This window comes from Pseudomonas sp. MF08831 (genome assembly GCF_059862645.1).
The window spans coordinates 21,841-42,973 of the sequence record NZ_JCBCUX010000010.1; the positions used below are offsets into that span (position 1 = coordinate 21,841).

The window sequence follows — 21,133 nt, forward strand, 5'->3', positions numbered from 1 at the left end:
GCTTACCGAGTCACGCCTTATTAACGGACCAGACCCTTCCCACAACAGGTTCGGACTGCCTGTATTGGTTAAGTCCAAAATCGAATTAACACATGCAAACTCAGTATTTAAGGAAATAACCGCCACGCAGTACTGTGGAGCCACTGAGTCACCTACGTGAATCACCCAGGCCCCAAGAGATCGCGCCCATGCAAACATCTGCCCCCGTCATCGACTTCACCCTCCACCGTAAGCGCCGCCAAGCGCGTGCAGCGGCCGAGCTGATGTGGGCGATGTATGCGGCACGCGCCGGGCTTGCCGTGTTGACCGCCCAGGCGACGCCCTCCAGTGATACGCGCCGGGCGTAAGGCCGATGAATTTTCTGCAGGTACTTGCCGAGTCACCCGAACCGCTTCCAAAACCTGGCACCGATGACGACGACACCAGCCTGTGTGTTGCGCAGAACCTGCAGCGCCTGCGCAGCAAACGCCACCTGTCGCTGGATGGGCTGGCGCGCGCCTGCGGCGTCAGCCGGGCAATGCTGGCGCAGATCGAATCGGGCCGCAGCGTGCCGTCGATCAAGGTGCTGTGCAAAATCGCCAAGGGGTTGAAGGTGTCAGTGGCGGCCTTTCTGGAAGACCGCGCCTTTGAAGGCGTCGAGGTGTTGCCGGCGCAGCAGAGTAAACGCCTGGTGAGTGCCGATGGTGCGTTTGTCAGCCGCGCGTTGTTCCCCTACGACACCGCCCGCCAGTCCGAATTCTACGAGATCCGCCTGCGCGCCCTCGGCGAGGAAGTCTGCGCAGGCCATGCCCCGGGCATCCAGGAAAACCTGGTGGTGGCACAGGGCGTGCTGGAAGTCAGCGTCAACGACGAACGCTACCTGCTCTCCACTGGCGATTCGATCCTGTTCTACGCCGACCAGCCCCACCGCTACCGCAACCCGGCGGACAGCGAGGCGGTGGCGTTTTTAGTGATCACCTACCCGGAACGCCTGGACTGAATGCAAAACGCCCCGAATCATCGGGGCGTTTTTTAGTCTGCGGGTGCTATCAGCAGGTGCAGCACATCATCGGCATGCCATTGCAGCTCATCATCATCGGCATGGCGCAGTCATTCATCAGCTTGTTCATCAGCATGCAGCAGTTTTCCATCATGGCCATGCTCATGCCCGGCATCGGCATCATTTTGCACTGCAGGCTGTCGCCCATCAGGGTGCATTCCATCATGCACTTCATCATCGGCATCGACATGCCCATGGCCATCATCGGCATCATGTTCGGCATTTCCATGTTCATCTTCATGGCGTCGGCCGACAGGCACATCATCGACAGGTTGGCGCACTGCATCATCATCGGCATACCGCAGTTCATCATCATCGCCATCATTTCGGCGTTAGTCTTGAACTGAGCCATGTCCATACCGGCTGCGGGCTTCATGGTGCACATCATGGCGTCGCCGGCCATTTCGCAGTGCATGGTGGCCATCATCATCGGCATGCCCATCATCATCGGCATCATTGGCATGGAAGTGTTCATCGGCATCTGCATCGCATTCATCATGTTCGAAACTCCGTAATCGACAGGAAATGGCTAAGTTCTGGCGCCGATTCTAGAGACGCCGGGCAGCGGCGCAAGACGGCGGCAGAGCAGCAGGATTGGCTGTTCGGGGGCAAGCTTAGTTGACCAGAACAGCTGCGCACGCTGCGATAACAGAGCAAGCGACGTCGCGACGTCGCTGACCTCTTGTATAGGCAGATAAACGTCGCTGTAGATATGCGATTACGCTCTTCAGACCAATCGTAAGGAAATAAACGATCTAACCCGCTTCAAATAAACCCCGCAGGGGTCTCATCGGCCGTCGGCGCCAGCAAGCGCAGCAAATCATCCGCCTCCGTGCCCTGTGGAAACCTGAACCCAAGCATTTCGTCACACGCCAGAACACTTGCGAGCGCTTCACGCAACTGCGCCTCTGTCGGTGCGTCGCGCAGCAGTTTGTGGGCGGGCAATAGCACGTCGGCGGGGACGCCTTGAGCACTTGCCACGTCGATCACGGCAAACAGGATAAATCGCAGGCGGACTTCGCGATCAGTAGGCCAAACCGTTTTGCGCTTTCCCAAGGTAGGCACTCATCGTCAAGAAAAGTCCGAGGCTATTGCCGACCGTGGGTATGTTTCAAGCAAAGGGGGGCAAGATAGGCCGTTTCCCACATATGAAAGGGAAATGCCGCACTGCAAGATCGGTCCACGCATCACTGCACGGGCAAAAAATTCATCAGCAGCAAGCTCTGCGCGTAATTGAGGGCAACGCGCCGGTAACGCTCATCAAGCATCTGCGCGAGCAGGTCGAGGCGCGCAACCACTTTGCCGAACTCAACGGCGAAACTGAGGTTGCTGCCCTCCTCCGAGATTTCATTGGAGAACAACAGCAACACGCCATTGGCGTCCTGGCGCTGGCTGAGCAGCCAGGTGGCTTTCTCGATATTGCGCGCGGCATTGCTGACAAATTGCGGGTTGATCGAGTCGGTGACATAAAACTGCGTGCGCCCACCGTGTGCAGTCACCAGCATGCTACCGATGGCATAGATAAACGCCCCGACCCGGTCGCCGCGAAAGTCCGGGCTCAGCGAATAGCTCAAGGCCACCAGGTCACGACGGTCCCCCAGGGCAGGCAGCGGTTGCCGGTTCTCGATGGCGCGGCGAATTTCCCGTGCGGCACTCACCGCATCGGTATAACCCGATTGGCGCCACTGGTTGGGGTTGCGCAGGTAGAGCTTGTTCATCAGCACGTACAGGCTTTGCAGGTTGTCGCGCATGCTCAGGGTTGCCATGCGGTCGACGCTGGTCTGAAAAAACTCATCGGGCTTGCCATCGCTGAACTGCCTGGCGATATCGCGGCCCTGTTGCTGGCTGCAGCCGGTGGCACAGAGCATAAACACCGCTGCGATCAGCAGCGGCCAGCGGGTGATAAAAGCAATTGACGTTCGATCCATCGGCACCGGGTCTGGCTGCTGTCCACGCGCAGAATGAGCGCGGTCGTGACAGGGATAGATCAGAAGAATGAAAAAAAGTGCAGCGCGCCGGCGTGGATCAGCAAAGGCCTACAGGCTAAAAGCACGCGCAGTGGTGCAATCCTGTCGAATTCTTGCCTGATCCTCCGAGTTGTCGATGACGGGATCGATAGCTGTTGCGCCGTGGTCTAGAGTGCAACGATGGGCAACTTATAAAAAAAGCCACACCAACCGATGATCAGCAGGTGAACCATGCAATTACGTATCAACCAGAAATCCTACGAGGTCGATGCCGACGCCGATACGCCGCTGCTCTGGGTGATCCGTGATGACCTGGGGCTGACCGGCACCAAATACGGCTGCGGCCTGGCCCAGTGCGGCGCCTGCTCGGTGCTGGTGGACGGCAACGTGGTGCGCTCGTGCGTCACGCCAGTGGCGGGTGTGGTTGGCCACGAGATCACCACCATCGAGGCGATCGAAGCCGATGACGTGGGCAAGCGCGTGGTCGCGGCCTGGGTCGAGCATCAAGTGGCGCAATGCGGTTACTGCCAGTCCGGGCAGGTGATGGCCGCCACTGCGCTGCTCAAGCACACCCCGGCGCCCAGCGATGCGCAGATTGAAGCGGCGATGATCAACCTGTGCCGCTGCGGCACCTATAACGCCATTCGCACGGCGGTGCATGACCTGGCCGTTCAGCCTGCCCGGCAGGAGAGCGCCTGATGAACACGCGCAACGCCCTCCTCGACACGCCATTGGGCGAACCGATCAACCTGTCCCGGCGCCGCTTTCTGGCCAGCACCGCCGTGGGCGCGCTGGTCATTGGCTTCGGCCTGCCGCTGGGCACGCTCAGGGCCTACGCCGCCACGCCCGACGCGGCAGAACGCGGCACCCAGGTGCCGGCGTTTTTAGAGATTCGCCCTGATGGCACCGTGCGGTTGCTCAGCCCCTTCATGGAAGGCGGCCAGGGCACTCACACCGCCATGGCGCAGATTGTCGGTGAAGAGCTGGACGCCGACCCCGCCACCTTCATTGTCGAGGCCGCGCCGCCCGGCGATGCGTATGTGGTGATGGAAAACGGCATGCGCATCACCGGCGGCAGCATGTCGGTGCGCATGAGTTACCCGACCATGCGCCGCCTCGGCGCCCTCGCCCGCGCGATGCTTTTGCAGGCCGGCGCCGAGCAGCTTGGCGTGCCGGTCGCGCAACTGACCACAACACCCGGCCGCGTGGTGCATGCCGCTTCCGGCCGCTCGCTGGGCTACGGTGAGCTGGCCGGGCGCGCCCTGGACATGCCGGTGCCCGACCCGGCCACCATCACCCTGCGCGACCCGAGCCAATTCCGCTGGATCGGCAAGCCGGTCAAACGCCTGGATGCCTACGACAAATCCACCGGCAAGGCGCAATACAGCATCGACTTGAAAGTCGACGGCATGCTCCACGCCGCCGTCCAGCACGCGCCGCGCCTGGGCATGACCGTGGGCAGCCTGCGTAACCAGGCGCAGGTCGAAGCCATGAAGGGCGTGCACTCGGTGCATCAACTGCCCGGCGCCGTGGCCGTGGTGGCCGAGCGCTGGTGGCACGCCAAGCGCGCGGTGGAGGCGATCCAGGTGGAATGGCTGGAAGCCGCTGCAGATTCGACCGTACGCGCGATGCCGGCGGATTTTTCCAGCGACAAGTACCGCGACTTCCTCGCCGCCCAGCAAGGCCCGGCGCGTGACGATGAAAACGAAGGCGATGTAGCCGGCGCGCTGGCCAACGCCAAAACCAAAGTCGAAGCCACCTACCATAACCAGTACGTCAACCACGCCCAGCTGGAGCCACCTTCTGCCCTGGCACGCTTCAACCCCGACGGCACGCTGGAGGTGTGGCTGCCGAACCAGGCGCCGGATATGTTCCGCGCCGACATGGCCAAACGCACCGGGCTCGACCCGGCGAAGATCACCCTGCACTCACCGCTGCTGGGCGGTTTTTTCGGCCGGCACTTCCTGTATGACTCGGCCAACCCTTACCCGCAGGCCATCACACTGGCCAAAGCAGTCGGTCGCCCGGTCAAGCTGATCTGGAGCCGTGAAGAGGAGTTCCTGCGCGATGTGCTGCGCCCGGTCGCCGTGGTCAAGTTCCGCGCCGCGCTGGACGCGCAAGGGTTGCCGGTGGCCATTGAAGCGGTGAGTGCCACCGAAGGCCCCAGCGAAGCCATCGCCGGTAAACAGGGCGACAAAATCGACCCCACGGCCCTCGAAGGGTTGTCGGGCAAAAGCTACGCGATCCCCAACAAGCGCATTGCGCAGATCTACGTCAAAGGCCCGACCATGCTCGGCTACTGGCGCTCGGTGGGCAATTCGCTGAATGACTTCTTCTATGAAGCGTTCCTCGATGAGCTGGCCGACAAAGGCGGCCAAGACCCCTACGAGCTGCGCCTGCATTTGCTGCGCGATAACCCGCGGCTGACCACGCTGCTGAAGGCGGTGGGCGAGTTGTCCGGCGGCTGGAAGCGTGGCCCCTACACCGCAGAGGACGGCAGCCGCCGTGCACGCGGCGTGGCCATGGCCTCACCGTTCGGCTCCCACGCTGCGGTGGTCGCCGAAGTGTCGATCGAAAACGGCCAGGTCAAAGTGCACCACATCTGGGAAGCCATCGACCCGGGCAGCATCGTCAACCCGGCGATTGTTGAAGCGCAAGTAAATGGCGCGGTGGCCCTGGGCTTGTCGCAAACCTTGCTGGAGGAAGCGGTGTACGTGGACGGCAAACCACGGGCGCGCAACTACGACCTGTACCCGATCCTGCCGCTGTCGCGCATGGCCCAGGTGCACGTGAAGATTGTCGAGAGTGGTGAAAAAATGGGTGGCATCGGCGAACCGCCGTTACCTGCAGTGGCGCCGGCCGTGGCCAATGCAGTCGCGCACCTGACCGGCCAGCGCATTCGTAGCCTGCCTTTGAGCCGATACACTTTCGCCTGACCGACAAGGAACGCGCATGAACAACCAACGATTGGCTAGAACCGCAGGCTGGCTGGTGCTGGCCGGCGCGGTCGCCGCAGGCGTACTGGCCTGGTACGTGACCCGCGAGCCCGCCTCGCCTTTTGAGCAACAACCCGCCGCCAAAGCCGACCCGGCACTGGTCAGCCGCGGCGAGTACGTCGCTCGCGTCAGCGACTGCGTGGCCTGCCACAGTTTGCCGGGCAAGGCACCGTTCGCTGGCGGCCTGGAGATGGCCACGCCGCTGGGCGCGATTCACGCCACCAACATCACGCCCGACCGCAACACCGGCATTGGCGCCTACACGCCGGCCGACTTCGACCGCGCGGTGCGCCACGGCGTCGCGCCGGGTGGGCGCAGGCTTTACCCGGCCATGCCCTACCCGTCTTACGCCAAGCTCAGCGATGACGACATGCGTGCGCTGTACGCGTTTTTCATGCAAGGCGTGGAGCCGGCCAATCAGCCCAATATCGAAAGCAGCATTCCCTGGCCGCTGAACATGCGCTGGCCCATCGCCCTGTGGAACGGCGTGTTCGCACCCAACGCCACCTACGCGGCCAAACCCGCCCAGGACGCGCTGTGGAACCGCGGCGCCTACATCGTCCAGGGCCCGGGGCACTGCGGCAGTTGCCACACGCCGCGCGGCCTGGCCTTTAACGAGAAGGCGCTGGACGAGTCCGGCGCACCCTACCTGGCCGGCGGCCTGCTCGATGGCTGGTATGCACCGAGCCTGCGCCAGGACCACAACACCGGGCTGGGCCGCTGGAGCGAGGAAGAGATCGTGCGGTTCCTCAAGACCGGGCGCAACCAGCATGCGGTGGTGTATGGCTCGATGACCGAGGCGTTCAACAACTCGACGCAGTTCATGAGCGATGAGGATTTGAACGCCATCGCCCGCTACCTCAAGTCACTGCCTGGCGACCCGCAGCGGGACGGTTCGCCGTGGCAGTATCAGGCGGTCAACGCGGTTGCGGACGTACCGGGTGCCCACACTTACGCGACCCGCTGCGCTTCCTGCCACGGCCTGAATGGCAAGGGCCAGCCCGAGTGGATGCCACCGCTGGCAGGCGCGACTTCGGCACTGGCCAAGGAAAATGCCTCGGCGATCAACATCACGCTCAATGGCTCACAACGGATCGTGACGGCGGGTATGCCGGATGCTTACCGGATGCCAGCGTTCAGGGAGCAGCTGTCGGATGAGGAAATCGCGCAGGTGCTGACTTACGTGCGAGGTACGTGGGGCAACAACGGCGGTGCGGTCGATGCCGCGGCGGTGAACAAGCTGCGCGGGCATACGGACCCGGCGAGCAGCAGCCCGATCATTTTGCATATGCGCTGAGAGAGGGCTCCCACGCTCCCGCGTGGGAATGCAGCCCGGAACGCGGTGCGTCCCGCGCTACCAACCATACAAAAGGGTCCAGAGGACACCGCTGGCAGCCACTACCATCCCAAAATAATACGGCCACAACGCCCAGCGCTTGAGGGACAAAGGGACGGCCGCCAGTTCAGCCTCGGTTACCTCTCCCCTCTTTTGATGTGAAATTTGGGCATTCCCAACAGTTCAGTGATCAGGAGCATGCGATGGAACCTGTCGATATGCTTATTTCTGCCCCAAAAGCGTTTGTTGTCGCAGATCACCTTGTTCTCGCTGAAGTAGCTTTCCAGGGCCTCGAGCTTTGTGTACTCAGCGTATAGAGTGAGCCCCGAGAACACGAACACACCTGCACACATAAAAATTGCAAGGATGAGTTGAAAATCCATGCTTAAGCGCCCTCTGGGTGAAAGATCAAATCACCGTCGATCTCTTCGATCTTCCCGCCCAGAAACGCACCGCCAGTGCCGAATACGTTGCCTATCACTGCGCAGGCCAGCGCACCGTTTTCTTTAGCCGCGACGCCAGTGTCAAGCACCCGTGAGAATGCCGCCAGAAACGTGGTGCGTCCCGGGCTACCAGCCATACAAAATGGACCACAGCATACAGCCGGCAAACCACACCATTCCAAAACGATACGGCCACAACGCCCAACGCTTGAGGGACAAGGGCACGGACGCCAATTCAGCCTCGGTTACCTCCCCTCTTTTGATGTGAAATTTAGGCATTCCCAACAGGCCATTGATCACGAGCATGCGATGAAACCTGTCGATATGCTGATTTCTGCCCCAAAAGCGTTTGTTGTCGCAGACCACCTTGTTCTCGCTGAAGTAGCTTTCCAGGGCTTCGAGCTTTGTGCACTCAGCATATAAAGTGAGTCCCGCGCCAACAAACGCCCCTGCAAATAAAAAGATTGCCAGGATGAGTTGAAAATCCATGCTTAAGCGCCCTCTGGTTGAAAGATCAAATCACCGTCGATCTCTCCGATCTTCCCGCCCAGAAACGCACCGCCAGTGCCGAATAGGTTGCCTATCACTGCGCAGGCCAGCGCACCGTTTTCTTTAGCCGCGACGCCAGTGTCAAGCACCCGTGAGAATGCCGCCAGAAACGTGGTGCGTCCCGGGCTACCAGCCATACAAAATGGACCACAGCATACAGCCGGCAAACCACACCATTCCAAAACGATACGGCCACAACGCCCAACGCTTGAGGGACAAGGGCACGGACGCCAATTCAGCCTCGGTTACCTCCCCTCTTTTGATGTGAAATTTAGGCATTCCCAACAGGCCATTGATCACGAGCATGCGATGAAACCTGTCGATATGCTGATTTCTGCCCCAAAAGCGTTTGTTGTCACAGATCACTTTGTTCTGGCTGAAGTAGCTTTCCAGGGCTTCGAGCTTTGTGCACTCAGCGTATAGAGTCAGCCCTGCGAAAATCAGCGTCCCGGCAGCTAAAATGATTGCCAGGATGAGTTGAAAGTCCATGCTTAAGCCCCCTCTGGCTGAAAGATCAAATCACCGTCGATCTCTTCGATCTTCCCTCCCAGAAACGCTCCGAATTCGCCCGTTGCATTGCCCCCTGCGTACCCTCCCGCAGCGCCGCCGATCACTGCACAGGCCAGCGCGCCGTTACCTTTAGCCGCGACGCCCAAAAAAACCTCACACCCATGTCGGGCTAATCTCGCACCTATCTTCCCTCCCCAATAAGCCCCTCCCACCCCTCCCATCAATTTCCCCGTCTCCACATATTTCGCCCGCCGACACTGCGCCTCCCGCCCCGCCACACACGCCTCCTTGATTTCCAGCCCTGCCACGCCCACGTCCAGTGCCAATCCCACATACGCGCCCTTGCCCAACCATTTCGACGTTTGCGCAATATCCCGCATCCGCTGCGCATACCCGGCGATCTCGCCCTTTTGCAGATAGCTTTTGGTAGAAATCCCCAACACCTTCTTCAGCGCCTGATTGCCCTGCAACCCGGTGCCAAATCGCGCCGCACCTTGCAGCTGGGCGTCCAGCAGCCCGAACAACGCCTTACGCTGGCGAAGAAACGCCTCACGGTCCAAACCAGTGTTTTTCAGGCGCTGATACAGCTGTTCAATCGCCTCCAGGGTCTGCGCCACTTCATCCAGATGCCGGGCCCACGCTGACGTCGCGCTGCCCACGCCCAACGAGCCGTACCCCAAAAAACTCTGTAGCAGGTCATAGTTATTGACTACTTGGGGTCCGGCGCCAGCGTCCAACTCCCGACGAATTGCCTCGGCCCGGCGTACCAGCCAGGCCTCTTCCATCGAACAGGTCACGCTGTAGGGATCGGGAACAATCACCAACTGCCCAGGCATCACCAGCCCAGGCCGCAGGTGCCTGTTCAGCACGTCGAAATGGTCGGAACGCTGCCGACTCGGGGCACTGCCCATCAACCGGAATTTCAAGCCGCTGTAGTCCGTGGTGCGGTCGTTGATATAGCCCTGCGCCATGCCTCACATCCCTGGATGCAATGAAGTTGGCGTCGGAATATAAGCAAGCGGATACGCCCCGCACACAAGCCTGGGTAGGCTGAGCGATATTTCAGAAGCTGCCTACGTCGCAGGGGAAAAGCACCTACAAAAAGCCATTCACCACCACCGTTGATGGGCGGGTTAGTGGCATTCAGTCATGGTTTTTGAAGGGCCAGCAGGGCGTGTCTCTTTAAATTGCAGGACGTTTCCTAGACAATTCCTGCCGCCTTGTGCCTCCTCGAATCGATGGCTAGTCTGCGGTCAGTCACTGCTTATCAGTGATCGGGTTTAGTCGCTCGGATTTAGGAGTAGGCGCATCGTCCCATAAAGTTTAATGGTGGCTGTGCGCAGGGCGCCCTCGGGCGCGCCGGATGCTCCTGACCGGTCGACTAACCTGCGTACAGCCGCCACCCTACGTTTAGTCGCGAAATGTGTCGGTTCCTTGATCACCCAGGAGCTGCAAAATGAAAAAAGTCGTCCCCGATCCACCCCGCAACGCCACTAAAGACCGCGCCGCCTTCAACCGCGCCATCGACCATTACCTGCCAGCCCAAGGCGTTCAAATCGAAGACCTGAGCTTCGAAGACGCCCTGCTCTACACTTCCAGCTTGCTCGACAGCGCTTCGGCCACAACACTCAATTGCAGTGAGCTACTGCCCAGCCCCGAGCGGGCGAAAATTCTGGCGGTGTGGCATTTGCTGGAAATGGCCAAGACCACCGTAGACCGCTCCATCGAGTGCCTGAACCCCACCAAATCGCCTGCCTGAATTCAGTAAAACTGTGGGAGCAATAGAATAGGGGGTCAGCCCACCATTCACATGTTTCAAAGAGCAATTTTGATTACCTTTACAAAACCGTGGTCTGCCCCCCTATTTCTCTCTTTTCACTTCTATTACCGCCCAAAAGGGTTAAATAAAACATCTTTCATTGAGGACTTCGCCTCATATATCAAACCCAACATCGGGTTAACTAATTTTGAAACCTGCGGATTCAGCCTAGCCGCAGTAAGCAGCTCATCCGCAAGCGAGTCTAATTGCGAACCTGAGAACATATCGTAGTCATCAAAGCTAAGGCTGCTGAGAATTGGAAATTCCTTAGCATCCAAATCGAACAATAAATTTGCCATTTCTATTGGCACCTCAACCTTATCAAGACATCCATCTTTATCGACGGATGCCATTTTCTTGTCCCACAACATTAAGTAATACATAAATAGAATAGGGGTTAGACCACCATTCACATGTTTCAAAGAGCAATTTTGATTACCTTTACAAAACCGTGGTCTGACCCCGTTTTCCTGGTAATTTCTAACCCCGCATATTCTCTTTCAGAATAAAACCACTCTTCAGCATCATCAAACTCCAAAGTAGTAAATGGCAAAAAAATCAGAAACTAAACTGCCCAAACCAATACCAATTGGCAAAACACCTTTATACATAAGCTCTTGTGTTCGCTCTCCAGGAAAACTGAAGCTGTAAGCCTTGAGTGCAAATACCGCTCCATCTCTAATCACTATTGATAGAGCAGGCGTCCCCTTTAGAAGATCATTAACCACAAACTCATCAAATAACGAAAAAGAATAACCGCCATTTCCAAACCTATCCACACCACAACTTCTTAATCGAAGCTCTGGAGAGCACTCAAATTGGTATAACTGGCTAGTCTCATCAATCAAATAGTTGAGTAACACTCGCGCCAGCACCTCTGCACCAACACCCAAAGGTATACCTGCGAGAGACACCGATGGCACGATTGGTGCCACCCAAGATATTGAAAACTGACTAACCTGTTTCATTCTGGCACCCATTTATTGATCGTGGGATTAAATATCACCTCTTGCCCCCGGAAAGAAATAGGGGTCAGACCACCATTCACAAGTTTCGAAGAGCAATCTTGATTACCTTTACAAAACCGTGGTCTGACCCCTATTTCTCCCGAAAAATTAAATTAATCTGCCCCCCTTTTCTTGCCTCCGACTTCGGCGCCTCCCCACTCAGCCGACAGTCAAGTCAATATATACACTTTTAACTGCCGCAAAATCACCATCATCACTAATGTCCGGAATATAGAACCCCATCCCAAGCGCATCGACTTCAACCCCAAAATCATCTGAAGAAAAAACGACGCCCTGGTGAGCCAAATATTTTTTCAACTCAGCATAACTTTCACCTAAAAGTCTTTTTCCACGCCAGAAAAAGTTTACCGGAGAAAACAGCTCCACGCCCTTTACAAGATCAGCATCGTCATAATAAATGTGCACAGCATGATGATCAAAGGCGTCCAGCGTATTTGACGACAAAAACGTTTTCTTGAACGCTCTAAACTCTTCACCTAAGCAAGAGCGAACCTCTGCTCTCGGCATACCACCGCTTAGGGGGCCAATTGAACCCGCCGTCAAATGATCAAAAACCATACATCATCACCTTTTCTTGAAATCATCTGGATTCAATGACAAAAAGGGGACAGATTTATTTATTCGAACATAATCTAAAAATTAAATAAGTCTGTCCCCTTTTCTCTAAAAATAAATCTGCCCCCTTTTCTTGCTTATGCTCAGGACAGCTCCAGTAGTGCATGTTTAGATGACTCAATGACGTAAGCCCATCCAGGCTTCGTCAAATAGTCAGCATCGGAAAGCGCTGTACCATACTTTTCAAATATTACGTCCAAGCTACGCACAACCTCAGAAATAGCGAGCGCTTCACTCTCCCCCCTAAATATCAATCCGACCCACGAGTCGGCATCAGTCGCCAGATCAGTGTCATCATACAAAAAGTGCACAACATAATTAAATTCATCATAAGCTAAAACCGGGTCTGCTCTTGCAACCCAAGCGTTGTATTGATACTCAGCGCTCGACAGCCCCTGCAAGTAAGAGATCAACTCATCTCTCATCGCGGGAAACTTTAATTCGGAGAGTTCCAACTTTTCCACTTTTTATACTCACCTAAGGAAATAGGGCTCAGACCACCATTCACATGCTTCAAAGAGCAATTCTGATTACCTTTACAAAACCGTGGCCTAACCCCTATTTTCTTCATATCCAAACACCTCAGATTTGGGCGCCATCATAGCGCCCGATTGAAGCATCCAAAATCATTAGGCCAGTTCATGCCTGCTCCCACATGAACGCACATTAAACTTTACGTGGGTATTGCTCTCTCACGCACACGCTAGGATTTGAACCGATCAGGTAAGTACAAAACCGTGGCCTGACCCCTATTTCTCTTTTTGCTCCGGATTTTTCGTTCCACTGCCATTCACAGCAGCAGCTAATCTTGAGTCTTGGGTCGCAATATTGCTCAGGTTTTCTTATATCAGTTGATCCTTCAACTTTGGATATAAGGCCGCATTTTCAGCGCTGGAGCTAGCAGCTCCACCTTTGCACCAAAGGCAAACGACCAACACCATCTACTCTTTTAACAGGATACAAAATAGAATAGGGGTCAGACCACCATTCAAATGTTTCGAAGAGCAATTTTGATTACCTTTATAAAACCGTGGTCTGACCCCTATTTCTCTCCAAGATTTAGATTATAGAAATCAAAATCAGGAATGATGGAAAGTTTTTCAATGCCCTCAAAGCTAATTTCAAGTGGCCGCATATTCCCTCCTAGTAATCTGGATGCGCGCAGGCCTGGCACCTTTGACATTTTGATTTAGCTCCACCTCTCACACATGATAGTGGGGCTTAGGATGCATGTCAGGTTGCCCAGAAAAATAGGGGACAGGACACCTTTACCAGTAAACCCAAATCAGGCTTGAGTCGAAGTCACCTACAAGTCACCAGTAAGAAATAGTAAGAAATAGGAGTCAGACCACCACTCACATGTTTCAAAGAGCAATTTTGATTACCCTTACAAAACCGTGGCCTGCCCCCTATTTCCTGACGAATAAGGCGAAAGGTGTGCAGGTTTTACTCAAGTTGATCGCTAGGAAACATATCGGAAACCGGCCGGGACGGATTGAGCTTCGCACCATAAAACGAAGGCCTTAGCCTTACTCGATACTGATACAGACGCGTTCGGCGGAAGAGCCGAGGTTAGGAAAAATGGACACCCGAAAAAAATCAAGTAAGTGACACTCAAATCCATACCCTTTTCCGGTCCTAGTAGAGCATACGAGAAAAGTGATAGCTCACTTGATCATTCCTCAACAACTGATCACTCGCAAAGTCAAAACTATCAGACTTCACCAACACCTGACGTAAAGGCTCCGGAATATCATCAATGCCACCGAATATTGTAGGGACCAAATACCTGAAATAGTCACCCATTACAGTCTGCCCTTCATAGCCAACAGGATAGTCCACACCGACATCATCGCCCTCTACGCCATGATAGACATAAAAGCCTTTATTGACTGATAGATTAGCCTCTGCAAAGGACTTTGATTCCAACAGGTCAGACTCCAGGTACTCAACCAAACGTTCCTTCGAGAATTTTTTCTGATATCGCCAGGCAGAATAAAGGTCAACCTTAAGTTCACCGCATTTATCGGGAAAACAACTTAAGAACTCAGAAGACTCGCCCCAAACAAACTCAGATAGCCTATCAAGTTGAGCATCTACATTTTCGAGCCTTAACAAAATTTGCGGCAGTTCTCCGTAACAATTATTCACCATCACAGCGATCCTTCCATTTTTATCTATGGCAAACCACGTAAATATTGTTCCAAATCCAGGTCGCCAACTTTCATTTAAAACAATCATTATAGATCTCCTCGAGGCCAACTTACACTGCAATTTTCACAAGGTGAAATTATCGCCCCTTCAGGAATACGATCCTTCCCCCAGACCTCTCGAGTGCGAACTGCCTCAGTAAACCTTATGCTAGCGGGATCCACCCCTTGCCTAACAAGCGAGTCTGCGGCAGATACCTCCGCGCAAGCGCCAGCCTTATTTTTACAAAAATCAGTGAACTCGCCGATCTTCACACCTAGCTTATCCTCAAGATATCTTACGGTGGTTGGATGTAACATTTCTGCCACTACGGCACCATTGCTAGCACCAATCGCTGTCTTCCCAGCGAAGAAATAGGGGTCAGACCACCATTCACATGCTTCAAAGAGCAATACTGATTACCTTTACAGAACTGTGATCTGCCCCCGTTTCGCGCTTAACTCTCGTTTCACAAGTGTTGCTTGCAGCTGACAACTGAAAATTCCCGGGCAAGCACTTCAAACCCTGTGCCTCCATAGTCTTTCAAACTATATTTAACTCCTTCAAGCTGATCAGCTGAGACGTCATCCACTTCAACTTCGCTCAAGTACAAACTCCCACACACATCAGGAACTGCTAAACGACGAACCCCTGTAAACCCTAAAACAACTTCAAACGCCGACTGCTCAGACTCATAAAGCATCTCCAGGGTAACCTTGTAAGTATCAACTGCGCGCCCCATATTTTCTCGCTGCAAGCTGAGCCCCAGCACAAGATTTAGATTATAGAAATCAAAATCTGGAATAATGGAAAGTTTCTCAATGCCCCCAAAGCTAATTTCAAGTGGCCGCATATTCCCTCCTAGTAATCTGGATCCAATATCTGAAACAAACAGACTCAACGACTCTTTGGAAATATTACCCTGATAAATTTTCATCATTTCGACCCCAAGCTGTCAAGAATCGACTGAGGAACATTCCCCTCAAAAACTTTTGTATCACTTCCCTTCTTAGGGAAATATTTTCCATTCTGAGCTTGATTCCATTCGACCACCTTAACCCGAGAGCTAGACACATCATATAGTGCACACCCCTCAGGACCGTAGACAACAACATGCCCATTTCCAAGCTTCGCATAAGAATCGGGAGTTTGCCCTTGCAACGGATACTGAACACCGAAAAAGGGGACCGATTTATTTATTCGAACACAATCGAAAAATCAAATAAATCTGTCCCCTTTTCTCCATGTCCCCTTTTCTCCAGCTTCATGTTATTGCTGGCCGCCCCACAACATTAAAATTTGACTATTCCTCAGACTCGCAATTTAATAAAACACACACACCATCCTCTTTTCCGACGAGACTTATTGGTTTCTTAGTCGCCCCCCCGTCAACGGAAATTTCAACCATGAGATTTTGATTTTCAAAGGTTCTCAACTCCTTAATTAGTTGAGAAATAGTTTTTCCGCGCGTAATCCAATCTGGGACTTTAGATTCATTCATATCAATCACCTATGCGCTCCATATTCACATCAAACGTTCCGGATCTTGTTTCTCTAGAGCCAAGATCCTTAACCGACTTAGCTGCTTTCCAAGCACCGCCGTTATGGCCGTCTAGGTCTCTAGTAATATATCGATTACCTCGCTTAAAAACAGCCTGCCCACCGTGCACTGTTTCATTAATTTTTTTGTACCCTAAAGCTTCCGCAGCCTGCTTACTCGTCTTATAGACAGGTTCCGCAAGGGGTCGAGGCCCCTTTGACTCTGATTCCTTCCCGCCCTTGCCTTTGCGTGCAGGCATCACCCCAAACAAAACACTGGCAAGCAGCTCGCCACCGCCGATCAGATATTTTTCATCTTGAAACGTGGGATTTAATTCATAGCCTTCTATAACTTCGGCGACCTGTTTCCCTACGAAGGCGCTTGCCTTGTCCATATTTTCTGATATTACTTGCCCCGCCGCTGTCCCCTCAACAGCTTTCATGACAATAAATTGGGGGATCCCTCAGGGTCTGACCCCGTTTTTCTGCGATAAGAAAAATCGCCCCCCCCCCCTCAGGGTCTGACGCCATTTATCGGCGATCCCTCAATGCCTGCCCCATTTTCTTCAGTCGCTGCCAATATCACACATAGTGCAGTAATAATTTGTTCCGGCTGATCATCTAAAGGAACGCCCCAACCGGTAATTTCTAACCCCGCATATTCTCTTTCAGAATAAAACCACTCTTCAGCGTCATCAAACTCCAAAGTAGTAAATGGCAAAAAATCAGAAACTAAACTGCCCAAACCAATACCAATTGGCAAAACACCTTTATACATAAGCTCTTGTGTTCGCTCTCCAGGAAAACTGAAGCTGTAAGCATTGAGTGCAAATACCGCTCCATCTCTAATCACTATTGATAGAGCAGGCGTCCCCTTTAGAAGATCATTAACCACAAACTCATCAAATAACGAAAAAGAATAACCGCAATTTCCAAACTCATCCACACCACAACTTCTTAATCGAAGCTCTGGAGAGCACTCAAATTGGTATAACTTGCTAGTCTCATCAATCAAATAGTTGAGTAACACTCGCGCCAGCACCTCTGCACCAACACCCAAAGGTATACCTGCGAGAGACACCGATGGCACGATTGGTGTTACCCAAGATATTGAAAACTGACTAACCTGTTTCATTCTGGCACCCATTTATTAATCGTGGGATTAAATATCACCTCTTGCCCCCGGAAAGAAATGGGGGTCAGACCACCATTCACATGTTTCGAAGAGCAATCTTGATTACCTTTACAAAACCGTGGTCTGACCCCTATTTCTCCGCTGCCCAGCCCCGAGCGGGCGAAGATTCTGGCGGTGTGGCATTTGCTGGAAATGGCCAAGATCACCGTAGACCGCTCCATCGAGTGCCTGAACCCCACAAAGTCGCCTGCCTGAATAGTAGAATAGGGGTCAGACCACCATTCACATGTTTCAAAGAGCAATTTTGATTACCTTTACAAAACCGTGGTCTGACCCCGTTTTCCTGTCAACTCCAACTGCCAAATGGCAGTTTAGATTTCAACCTCCTGAATTATTCCCACCGCTGGTTTCAGTTTAATAAAGTCCAACCACGCTAATAGTGCTATTTCAAATGAGTCGATAGCAATTAGCTCGAAGTAACTTTCATCATGGAGCGAATAGATTTTTACATGTTCTTTAGTCAATTCAGCCCCCCAGGCATCGCGACTCCAGTCTACAAAATCAACCTTATCCCCCTTAACTAATCTTGTTCTATCCAGTCCCTCATCCAACCACGGCACAGTGTCTAAAAATAATTGCCCGCCATCATCAGTTAAGAGGCACGCTAACGGGCTAACGCCATCTCTGTTGACCATGTTTGAATTACAAACCGGCGACAGAGTTCCTGCTGACTCTTCCCATGAAAAATGCAATTTCATTTTATGCACCTAAAGCTTTGGATAGACGGTAGTTTTCGGACTCATATATCCCTCGACTTGAAGAAATAGGGGTCAGACCACCATTCACATGTTTCGAAGAGCAATTTTGATTACCTTTACAAAACCGTGGCCTGCCCCCTATTTCTCTCAGTCAAAATAGTTGTTCGCGAGGATTCTGCCCGGGTCAGTGATATCTCGGCAACTGGGTCAATTCGGCGCCGGCGCCAATAGGACAGATTTATTTAACCGAAAAAAATACCTCTAAGAAAATCAAATAAATCCGGAAGAAGGGGACGGATTTATTTAATTCTCCGAGCTCTTTGTTACTTAAATAAAACTGTCCCCTTTTCCCTGTTGGGTAACGCGACTTGACGTATCCTTTTGTCAGTTCGTCGCAGAGCTGTTGGTTTGTTATCCACAGCGGCCAGTGAGCTTTGCGAGTGGAGTTTGGCGCTACTCGGGAAATGTTTCTTACAACGCTCCGGTATAGGCGCTACAGCCTAGCTAAAAATAAATCTGTCCTCTTTTTGCTGTAAATAAATCCGTCCCCTTTTCCCTCTTGTGTCATTTACCATTAAGCGCTGCCAGCAGTTTCCTCTCTAGCGCCTGAGCATATTCGACATATTCGACAGTGCGAGGCTCCGCAGCAATAAGCTCTTTATCTCGCCGCAGAATTTTCAACATTTTTTGCGTCAGCAGTAAATTTTTCGCCCAGACTGCCTCCGATAATTCTGAGGTTCCTTTTAGCAACTCGGCGTCATCCAGAAATCCTACCAGCACTTCCTTATCCAACTCGCTAACCACGACAGGCAATAATTCCGACGTATACATATCTTGCCTGACCGATCTGCAAAGGTCGCCGATCTCGAGCTCAGTTATCGGAGTGTCCAGAATCGACCTGTGCCATGACTCCAGCGCAGACTCATCAGAATCAGGCTCAACTTCCCACTTAAACCCATTACTCTCATCTATTTGACGAAATGTCTTTTTCATATACCCGCACCATTTAGAGAGTCAGAAATACGTTTTAAAGTATCCAAAGCTGCCTGTCGGGCCGCTTGCGCCTCTGGGTTACTTAAATTCTTAAGCGTTTCTGCATGGTTGGTAAGCGCTCTTATCCGCTCCTGCATTTCGTTCAAATGATCACAGTAACCACTGCCATTCTTCCGGGGAACAAAGAAATAGGGCTCAGACCACCATTCACATGTTTCAAAGAGCAATTTTGATTACCTTTACAAAACCGTGGTCTGACCCCTATTTCTCCTTTTTCCAATCTGGCGGTGTGGCATTTGCTGGAGATGGCCAAGACTACGGTGGACCGCTCCATCGAGTGCCTGAAACCCACTGCCCCGCCTGCCTGAACACAATAAAAACTGTGGGAGCGGGCTTGCTCGCTCCCACATTTGATCGGTTCTGTCAGTTGGATATCTGCGCTTGCCGGTGCATCCTAGAGAAAGGGGACCAAGAGAAACGGGACAGATTAATTTAATGGACGTGTCAGAAGAAATGGACACCCGAAGGAGGTTAAGTAAGTGCCGTTCAAATCTGTCCCCTTTTTGCTCTCTTTTAGCGCTATCTGCTTCTTTCGCGCCTAAATATCAGCGCCGCCCAGTTTCATACTTAAGCAAACCTTGTTCCTCACGCGCGTGCAAATAATCGGCCATGCGTTGCGCTTCGATCCCATCAGAAAGGCTAAGTGCGAGCAAATTCTCTGAAGACCATTCCATTAATGGGTTCATGGTCTCAATTTCTAGCATCAATACTTCGCGTATAGTTTTATCGTTGGCACCAAACCATACCCTGAAGGTGATTCGCCCTCCATGCTGAATAACTCGCTGGACTACAAAGTCAACATTCGTTTCTACTTCGTCGCCTAGAGCAATGTCTTGAGCAAAGAAAGGAATACAGCACAGAACAAATCTGTGAGCGGCTGTTTTCTGCCCCCATAACTGTTCCCATTCGTTACTTCCATCCTTGGATCCAAGATGAGCGACAAATATGAAATTGGCACGATCACGCCAAACAGGCGCTTTATGAACAGCTTCGTATTCTCCGGTCTGATACTTCATATATATCCTCTACTCATTTACCAGTGGGAAGGAGGCCATTCACCACGATACCCTGGCGGGGGATTGACAGGAAAGTCTCGTGCGCCTTTTGACGCGTTGCAGTGTGGGCACGCCATCTGAGCATTTTCCAGTGTAGCGTCTCCCCCTCTAGCCTTTGGAATCGCATGATCAACTTGAGTTCCAGTTCCTTCTTTACGACAGTACACGAAAGAAATAGGGGTCAGACCACCATTCACATGTTTCGAAGAGCAATCTTGATTACCTTTACAAAACCGTGGTCTGACCCCTATTTCTCCCATGGTCCTCCATGAAGTTTTATGGTGCCTGTGCGTAGGGCACCTTCGGGTGCGCCGGTTTTCCATGTGACCGGTCGACTAACCTGCGTACAGCCGCCACCCAACGTTTAGTCGCGACGGGTGTCAGCTCCAACCATGTGGAGTTACACCATGAAAAAAGTCGTCCCCGATCCACCCCGCAACACCATTAAAGACCGCGCCGCCTTCAACCGCGCCATCGATCATTACCTGCCCACACAAGGTGTTCAAATCGAAGACCTCAGCTTCGAAGACGCCCTGCTCTACACCTAAAGCTTGCTCGACAGCGCTTCGGCCACAACACTCAATTGCAGTGAGCTGCTGCCTAGCCCCGAGCGGGCGAAGATTCTGGCTGTGTGGCATTTGCTGGAAATGGCCAAGACCACCGTGGACCGCTCTATTGAGTGCCTGAACACGGCAAAAACTGTGGGGGCTGGCTTGCCTGCTCCCACATGAGTCCACGTTAAACTTTACTTGGGTATTGCCCTCTCGCGCACACGCTAGGATTTGAACCGATCAGGCAAATATTCCTGCCTCTCCATCTCTCTCACGACATCCGTCACCCCGGAAAGAAAGTAAGACAGCTCTTGCTTAGATTCACACACGGTCATCTCGGCAATCTGAGAATCGGTGTAGTGCTCCATCACAATTCTCATGCAGTCGGCAAACACCATCAGTTCGCCCTCCGACACCCTCACATCAAACAGCGTGACGCTGGCAATGCACTCTTTGCTCAAGATATCCATAAACACCACTTAGATGCATAGAAAAAAGGGGTAAATTTATTTAGTCGAACGCAACCAAAAAATCAAATAAATCTGTCCCC

The 21,133-nt window shown here is 53.0% G+C and carries 29 protein-coding genes and 3 pseudogenes; 9 read left to right on the plus strand and 23 right to left on the minus strand.

The features are described from left to right. The first annotated feature begins 188 nt into the window (after positions 1-188). Complete coding sequence (locus AC19YS_RS20345; protein ID WP_500602505.1) at positions 189-347, plus strand: hypothetical protein; 159 nt, start codon at positions 189-191, stop codon at positions 345-347. Positions 348-352: 5 nt separating this feature from the next. Continuing rightward, on the plus strand, positions 353-979 hold the full coding sequence (locus AC19YS_RS20350; RefSeq protein ID WP_500602507.1) for a helix-turn-helix domain-containing protein: 627 nt from the start codon (positions 353-355) through the stop codon (positions 977-979). Positions 980-1,028: 49 nt separating this feature from the next. On the opposite strand, the gene AC19YS_RS20355 is transcribed toward AC19YS_RS20350, so the two are convergent. From AC19YS_RS20355 to AC19YS_RS20365, 3 genes are all read right to left on the minus strand, one after another. Further along, positions 1,029-1,538, minus strand: a complete 510-nt coding sequence (locus tag AC19YS_RS20355; RefSeq protein ID WP_177410146.1) for a hypothetical protein — start codon at positions 1,536-1,538, stop codon at positions 1,029-1,031. A gap of 266 nt (positions 1,539-1,804) precedes the next feature. Continuing rightward, a complete protein-coding gene (locus tag AC19YS_RS20360; protein ID WP_106580617.1) occupies positions 1,805-2,095 on the minus strand; it encodes a hypothetical protein in 291 nt (96 codons plus the stop codon). 131 nt (positions 2,096-2,226) lie between these two features. Continuing rightward, positions 2,227-2,967, minus strand: coding sequence for a hypothetical protein (locus AC19YS_RS20365; RefSeq protein ID WP_106580616.1), 741 nt, complete (start codon positions 2,965-2,967; stop codon positions 2,227-2,229). A gap of 270 nt (positions 2,968-3,237) precedes the next feature. Between AC19YS_RS20365 and AC19YS_RS20370 the strand changes: the two genes are divergently transcribed. From AC19YS_RS20370 to AC19YS_RS20380, 3 genes are read left to right on the plus strand one after another with little or no spacing between them, the layout of a single operon-like run. Further along, a complete protein-coding gene (locus AC19YS_RS20370; protein WP_106580615.1) occupies positions 3,238-3,705 on the plus strand; it encodes a (2Fe-2S)-binding protein in 468 nt (155 codons plus the stop codon). Then, a complete protein-coding gene (locus AC19YS_RS20375) occupies positions 3,705-5,942 on the plus strand; it encodes a xanthine dehydrogenase family protein molybdopterin-binding subunit (protein ID WP_500602508.1) in 2,238 nt (745 codons plus the stop codon). The genes AC19YS_RS20370 and AC19YS_RS20375 overlap by 1 nt, the downstream gene beginning before the upstream one ends. 16 nt (positions 5,943-5,958) lie before the next feature. Next, a complete protein-coding gene (locus tag AC19YS_RS20380) occupies positions 5,959-7,299 on the plus strand; it encodes a c-type cytochrome (protein ID WP_500602509.1) in 1,341 nt (446 codons plus the stop codon). Between the two features lie 176 nt (positions 7,300-7,475). Here AC19YS_RS20380 and AC19YS_RS20385 read toward each other — a convergent pair whose 3' ends face one another. From AC19YS_RS20385 to AC19YS_RS20405, 5 genes are all read right to left on the minus strand, one after another. Then, positions 7,476-7,721 (minus strand): hypothetical protein, encoded by a 246-nt coding sequence (locus tag AC19YS_RS20385; RefSeq protein WP_500602510.1) that lies wholly within the window; start codon positions 7,719-7,721, stop codon positions 7,476-7,478. A 2-nt stretch (positions 7,722-7,723) separates the two neighbouring features. After that, positions 7,724-7,918 (minus strand): hypothetical protein, encoded by a 195-nt coding sequence (locus AC19YS_RS20390; protein WP_200625692.1) that lies wholly within the window; start codon positions 7,916-7,918, stop codon positions 7,724-7,726. Beyond that, positions 7,908-8,270, minus strand: coding sequence for a hypothetical protein (locus tag AC19YS_RS20395; RefSeq protein WP_200625691.1), 363 nt, complete (start codon positions 8,268-8,270; stop codon positions 7,908-7,910). The genes AC19YS_RS20390 and AC19YS_RS20395 overlap by 11 nt, the downstream gene beginning before the upstream one ends. 186 nt (positions 8,271-8,456) lie before the next feature. Continuing rightward, positions 8,457-8,819, minus strand: coding sequence for a hypothetical protein (locus AC19YS_RS20400; RefSeq protein ID WP_500602511.1), 363 nt, complete (start codon positions 8,817-8,819; stop codon positions 8,457-8,459). A gap of 2 nt (positions 8,820-8,821) precedes the next feature. Next, positions 8,822-9,811 (minus strand): hypothetical protein, encoded by a 990-nt coding sequence (locus AC19YS_RS20405; RefSeq protein WP_500602512.1) that lies wholly within the window; start codon positions 9,809-9,811, stop codon positions 8,822-8,824. A gap of 485 nt (positions 9,812-10,296) precedes the next feature. On the opposite strand from AC19YS_RS20405, the gene AC19YS_RS20410 reads away from it, so the two are divergent. Continuing rightward, on the plus strand, positions 10,297-10,599 hold the full coding sequence (locus AC19YS_RS20410; RefSeq protein WP_500602513.1) for a DUF6124 family protein: 303 nt from the start codon (positions 10,297-10,299) through the stop codon (positions 10,597-10,599). A gap of 125 nt (positions 10,600-10,724) precedes the next feature. On the opposite strand, the gene AC19YS_RS20415 is transcribed toward AC19YS_RS20410, so the two are convergent. From AC19YS_RS20415 to AC19YS_RS20455, 9 genes are all read right to left on the minus strand, one after another. Then, complete coding sequence (locus AC19YS_RS20415; protein ID WP_200625728.1) at positions 10,725-11,012, minus strand: hypothetical protein; 288 nt, start codon at positions 11,010-11,012, stop codon at positions 10,725-10,727. Positions 11,013-11,186: 174 nt separating this feature from the next. Continuing rightward, positions 11,187-11,627 (minus strand): hypothetical protein, encoded by a 441-nt coding sequence (locus tag AC19YS_RS20420; RefSeq protein ID WP_234452765.1) that lies wholly within the window; start codon positions 11,625-11,627, stop codon positions 11,187-11,189. A gap of 198 nt (positions 11,628-11,825) precedes the next feature. After that, the gene (locus tag AC19YS_RS20425; protein WP_200625727.1) at positions 11,826-12,245 is read right to left on the minus strand and encodes a hypothetical protein; all 420 of its coding nucleotides are present in this window, start codon (positions 12,243-12,245) and stop codon (positions 11,826-11,828) included. A 140-nt stretch (positions 12,246-12,385) separates the two neighbouring features. After that, complete coding sequence (locus AC19YS_RS20430; protein WP_500602514.1) at positions 12,386-12,766, minus strand: SCO4402 family protein; 381 nt, start codon at positions 12,764-12,766, stop codon at positions 12,386-12,388. Positions 12,767-13,940: 1,174 nt separating this feature from the next. Further along, the gene (locus AC19YS_RS20435; RefSeq protein WP_218911098.1) at positions 13,941-14,543 is read right to left on the minus strand and encodes a hypothetical protein; all 603 of its coding nucleotides are present in this window, start codon (positions 14,541-14,543) and stop codon (positions 13,941-13,943) included. Positions 14,544-14,961: 418 nt separating this feature from the next. Then, the gene (locus tag AC19YS_RS20440; protein WP_234452764.1) at positions 14,962-15,432 is read right to left on the minus strand and encodes a hypothetical protein; all 471 of its coding nucleotides are present in this window, start codon (positions 15,430-15,432) and stop codon (positions 14,962-14,964) included. Positions 15,433-15,795: 363 nt separating this feature from the next. Further along, a complete protein-coding gene (locus AC19YS_RS20445) occupies positions 15,796-15,993 on the minus strand; it encodes a hypothetical protein (protein WP_119735454.1) in 198 nt (65 codons plus the stop codon). Position 15,994: 1 nt separating this feature from the next. Then, on the minus strand, positions 15,995-16,474 hold the full coding sequence (locus AC19YS_RS20450; protein WP_169366361.1) for a toxin C-terminal domain-containing protein: 480 nt from the start codon (positions 16,472-16,474) through the stop codon (positions 15,995-15,997). 71 nt (positions 16,475-16,545) lie between these two features. Continuing rightward, positions 16,546-17,178: a hypothetical protein gene (locus AC19YS_RS20455; protein ID WP_500602515.1), complete on the minus strand. Its 633-nt coding sequence runs from the start codon at positions 17,176-17,178 to the stop codon at positions 16,546-16,548. A 129-nt stretch (positions 17,179-17,307) separates the two neighbouring features. On the opposite strand from AC19YS_RS20455, the pseudogene AC19YS_RS20460 reads away from it, so the two are divergent. Beyond that, positions 17,308-17,421 (plus strand): annotated as a pseudogene (locus tag AC19YS_RS20460) (DUF6124 family protein); the annotation flags it as partial. 116 nt (positions 17,422-17,537) lie between these two features. On the opposite strand, the gene AC19YS_RS20465 reads toward AC19YS_RS20460, so the two are convergent. The 3 genes from AC19YS_RS20465 to AC19YS_RS20475 form a co-directional block, all read right to left on the minus strand. After that, positions 17,538-17,924: a DUF5376 domain-containing protein gene (locus tag AC19YS_RS20465; protein WP_234452762.1), complete on the minus strand. Its 387-nt coding sequence runs from the start codon at positions 17,922-17,924 to the stop codon at positions 17,538-17,540. A 564-nt stretch (positions 17,925-18,488) separates the two neighbouring features. Beyond that, entirely contained in the window at positions 18,489-18,917 is a 429-nt protein-coding gene (locus AC19YS_RS20470; RefSeq protein WP_200625725.1) for a contact-dependent growth inhibition system immunity protein, read from the minus strand. Continuing rightward, positions 18,914-19,144: a polymorphic toxin type 28 domain-containing protein gene (locus AC19YS_RS20475; RefSeq protein WP_491725137.1), complete on the minus strand. Its 231-nt coding sequence runs from the start codon at positions 19,142-19,144 to the stop codon at positions 18,914-18,916. The genes AC19YS_RS20470 and AC19YS_RS20475 overlap by 4 nt, the downstream gene beginning before the upstream one ends. A gap of 54 nt (positions 19,145-19,198) precedes the next feature. Here AC19YS_RS20475 and AC19YS_RS20480 point away from each other — a divergent pair. Continuing rightward, a pseudogene (locus tag AC19YS_RS20480) lies at positions 19,199-19,285 on the plus strand (DUF6124 family protein); the annotation flags it as partial. Positions 19,286-19,522: 237 nt separating this feature from the next. Here the strand turns inward: AC19YS_RS20480 and AC19YS_RS20485 are convergent. Both AC19YS_RS20485 and AC19YS_RS20490 read right to left on the minus strand, forming a co-directional pair. After that, positions 19,523-19,993, minus strand: coding sequence for a DUF4265 domain-containing protein (locus AC19YS_RS20485; RefSeq protein ID WP_500602516.1), 471 nt, complete (start codon positions 19,991-19,993; stop codon positions 19,523-19,525). Positions 19,994-20,010: 17 nt separating this feature from the next. Next, on the minus strand, positions 20,011-20,355 hold the full coding sequence (locus AC19YS_RS20490) for an HNH endonuclease (protein ID WP_500602517.1): 345 nt from the start codon (positions 20,353-20,355) through the stop codon (positions 20,011-20,013). 84 nt (positions 20,356-20,439) lie between these two features. Between AC19YS_RS20490 and AC19YS_RS20495 the strand changes: the two are divergent. Beyond that, a pseudogene (locus AC19YS_RS20495) lies at positions 20,440-20,763 on the plus strand (DUF6124 family protein). 44 nt (positions 20,764-20,807) lie between these two features. Here the strand turns inward: AC19YS_RS20495 and AC19YS_RS20500 are convergent. Then, positions 20,808-21,053: a hypothetical protein gene (locus AC19YS_RS20500; RefSeq protein WP_119735460.1), complete on the minus strand. Its 246-nt coding sequence runs from the start codon at positions 21,051-21,053 to the stop codon at positions 20,808-20,810. Positions 21,054-21,133 lie beyond the last annotated feature (80 nt).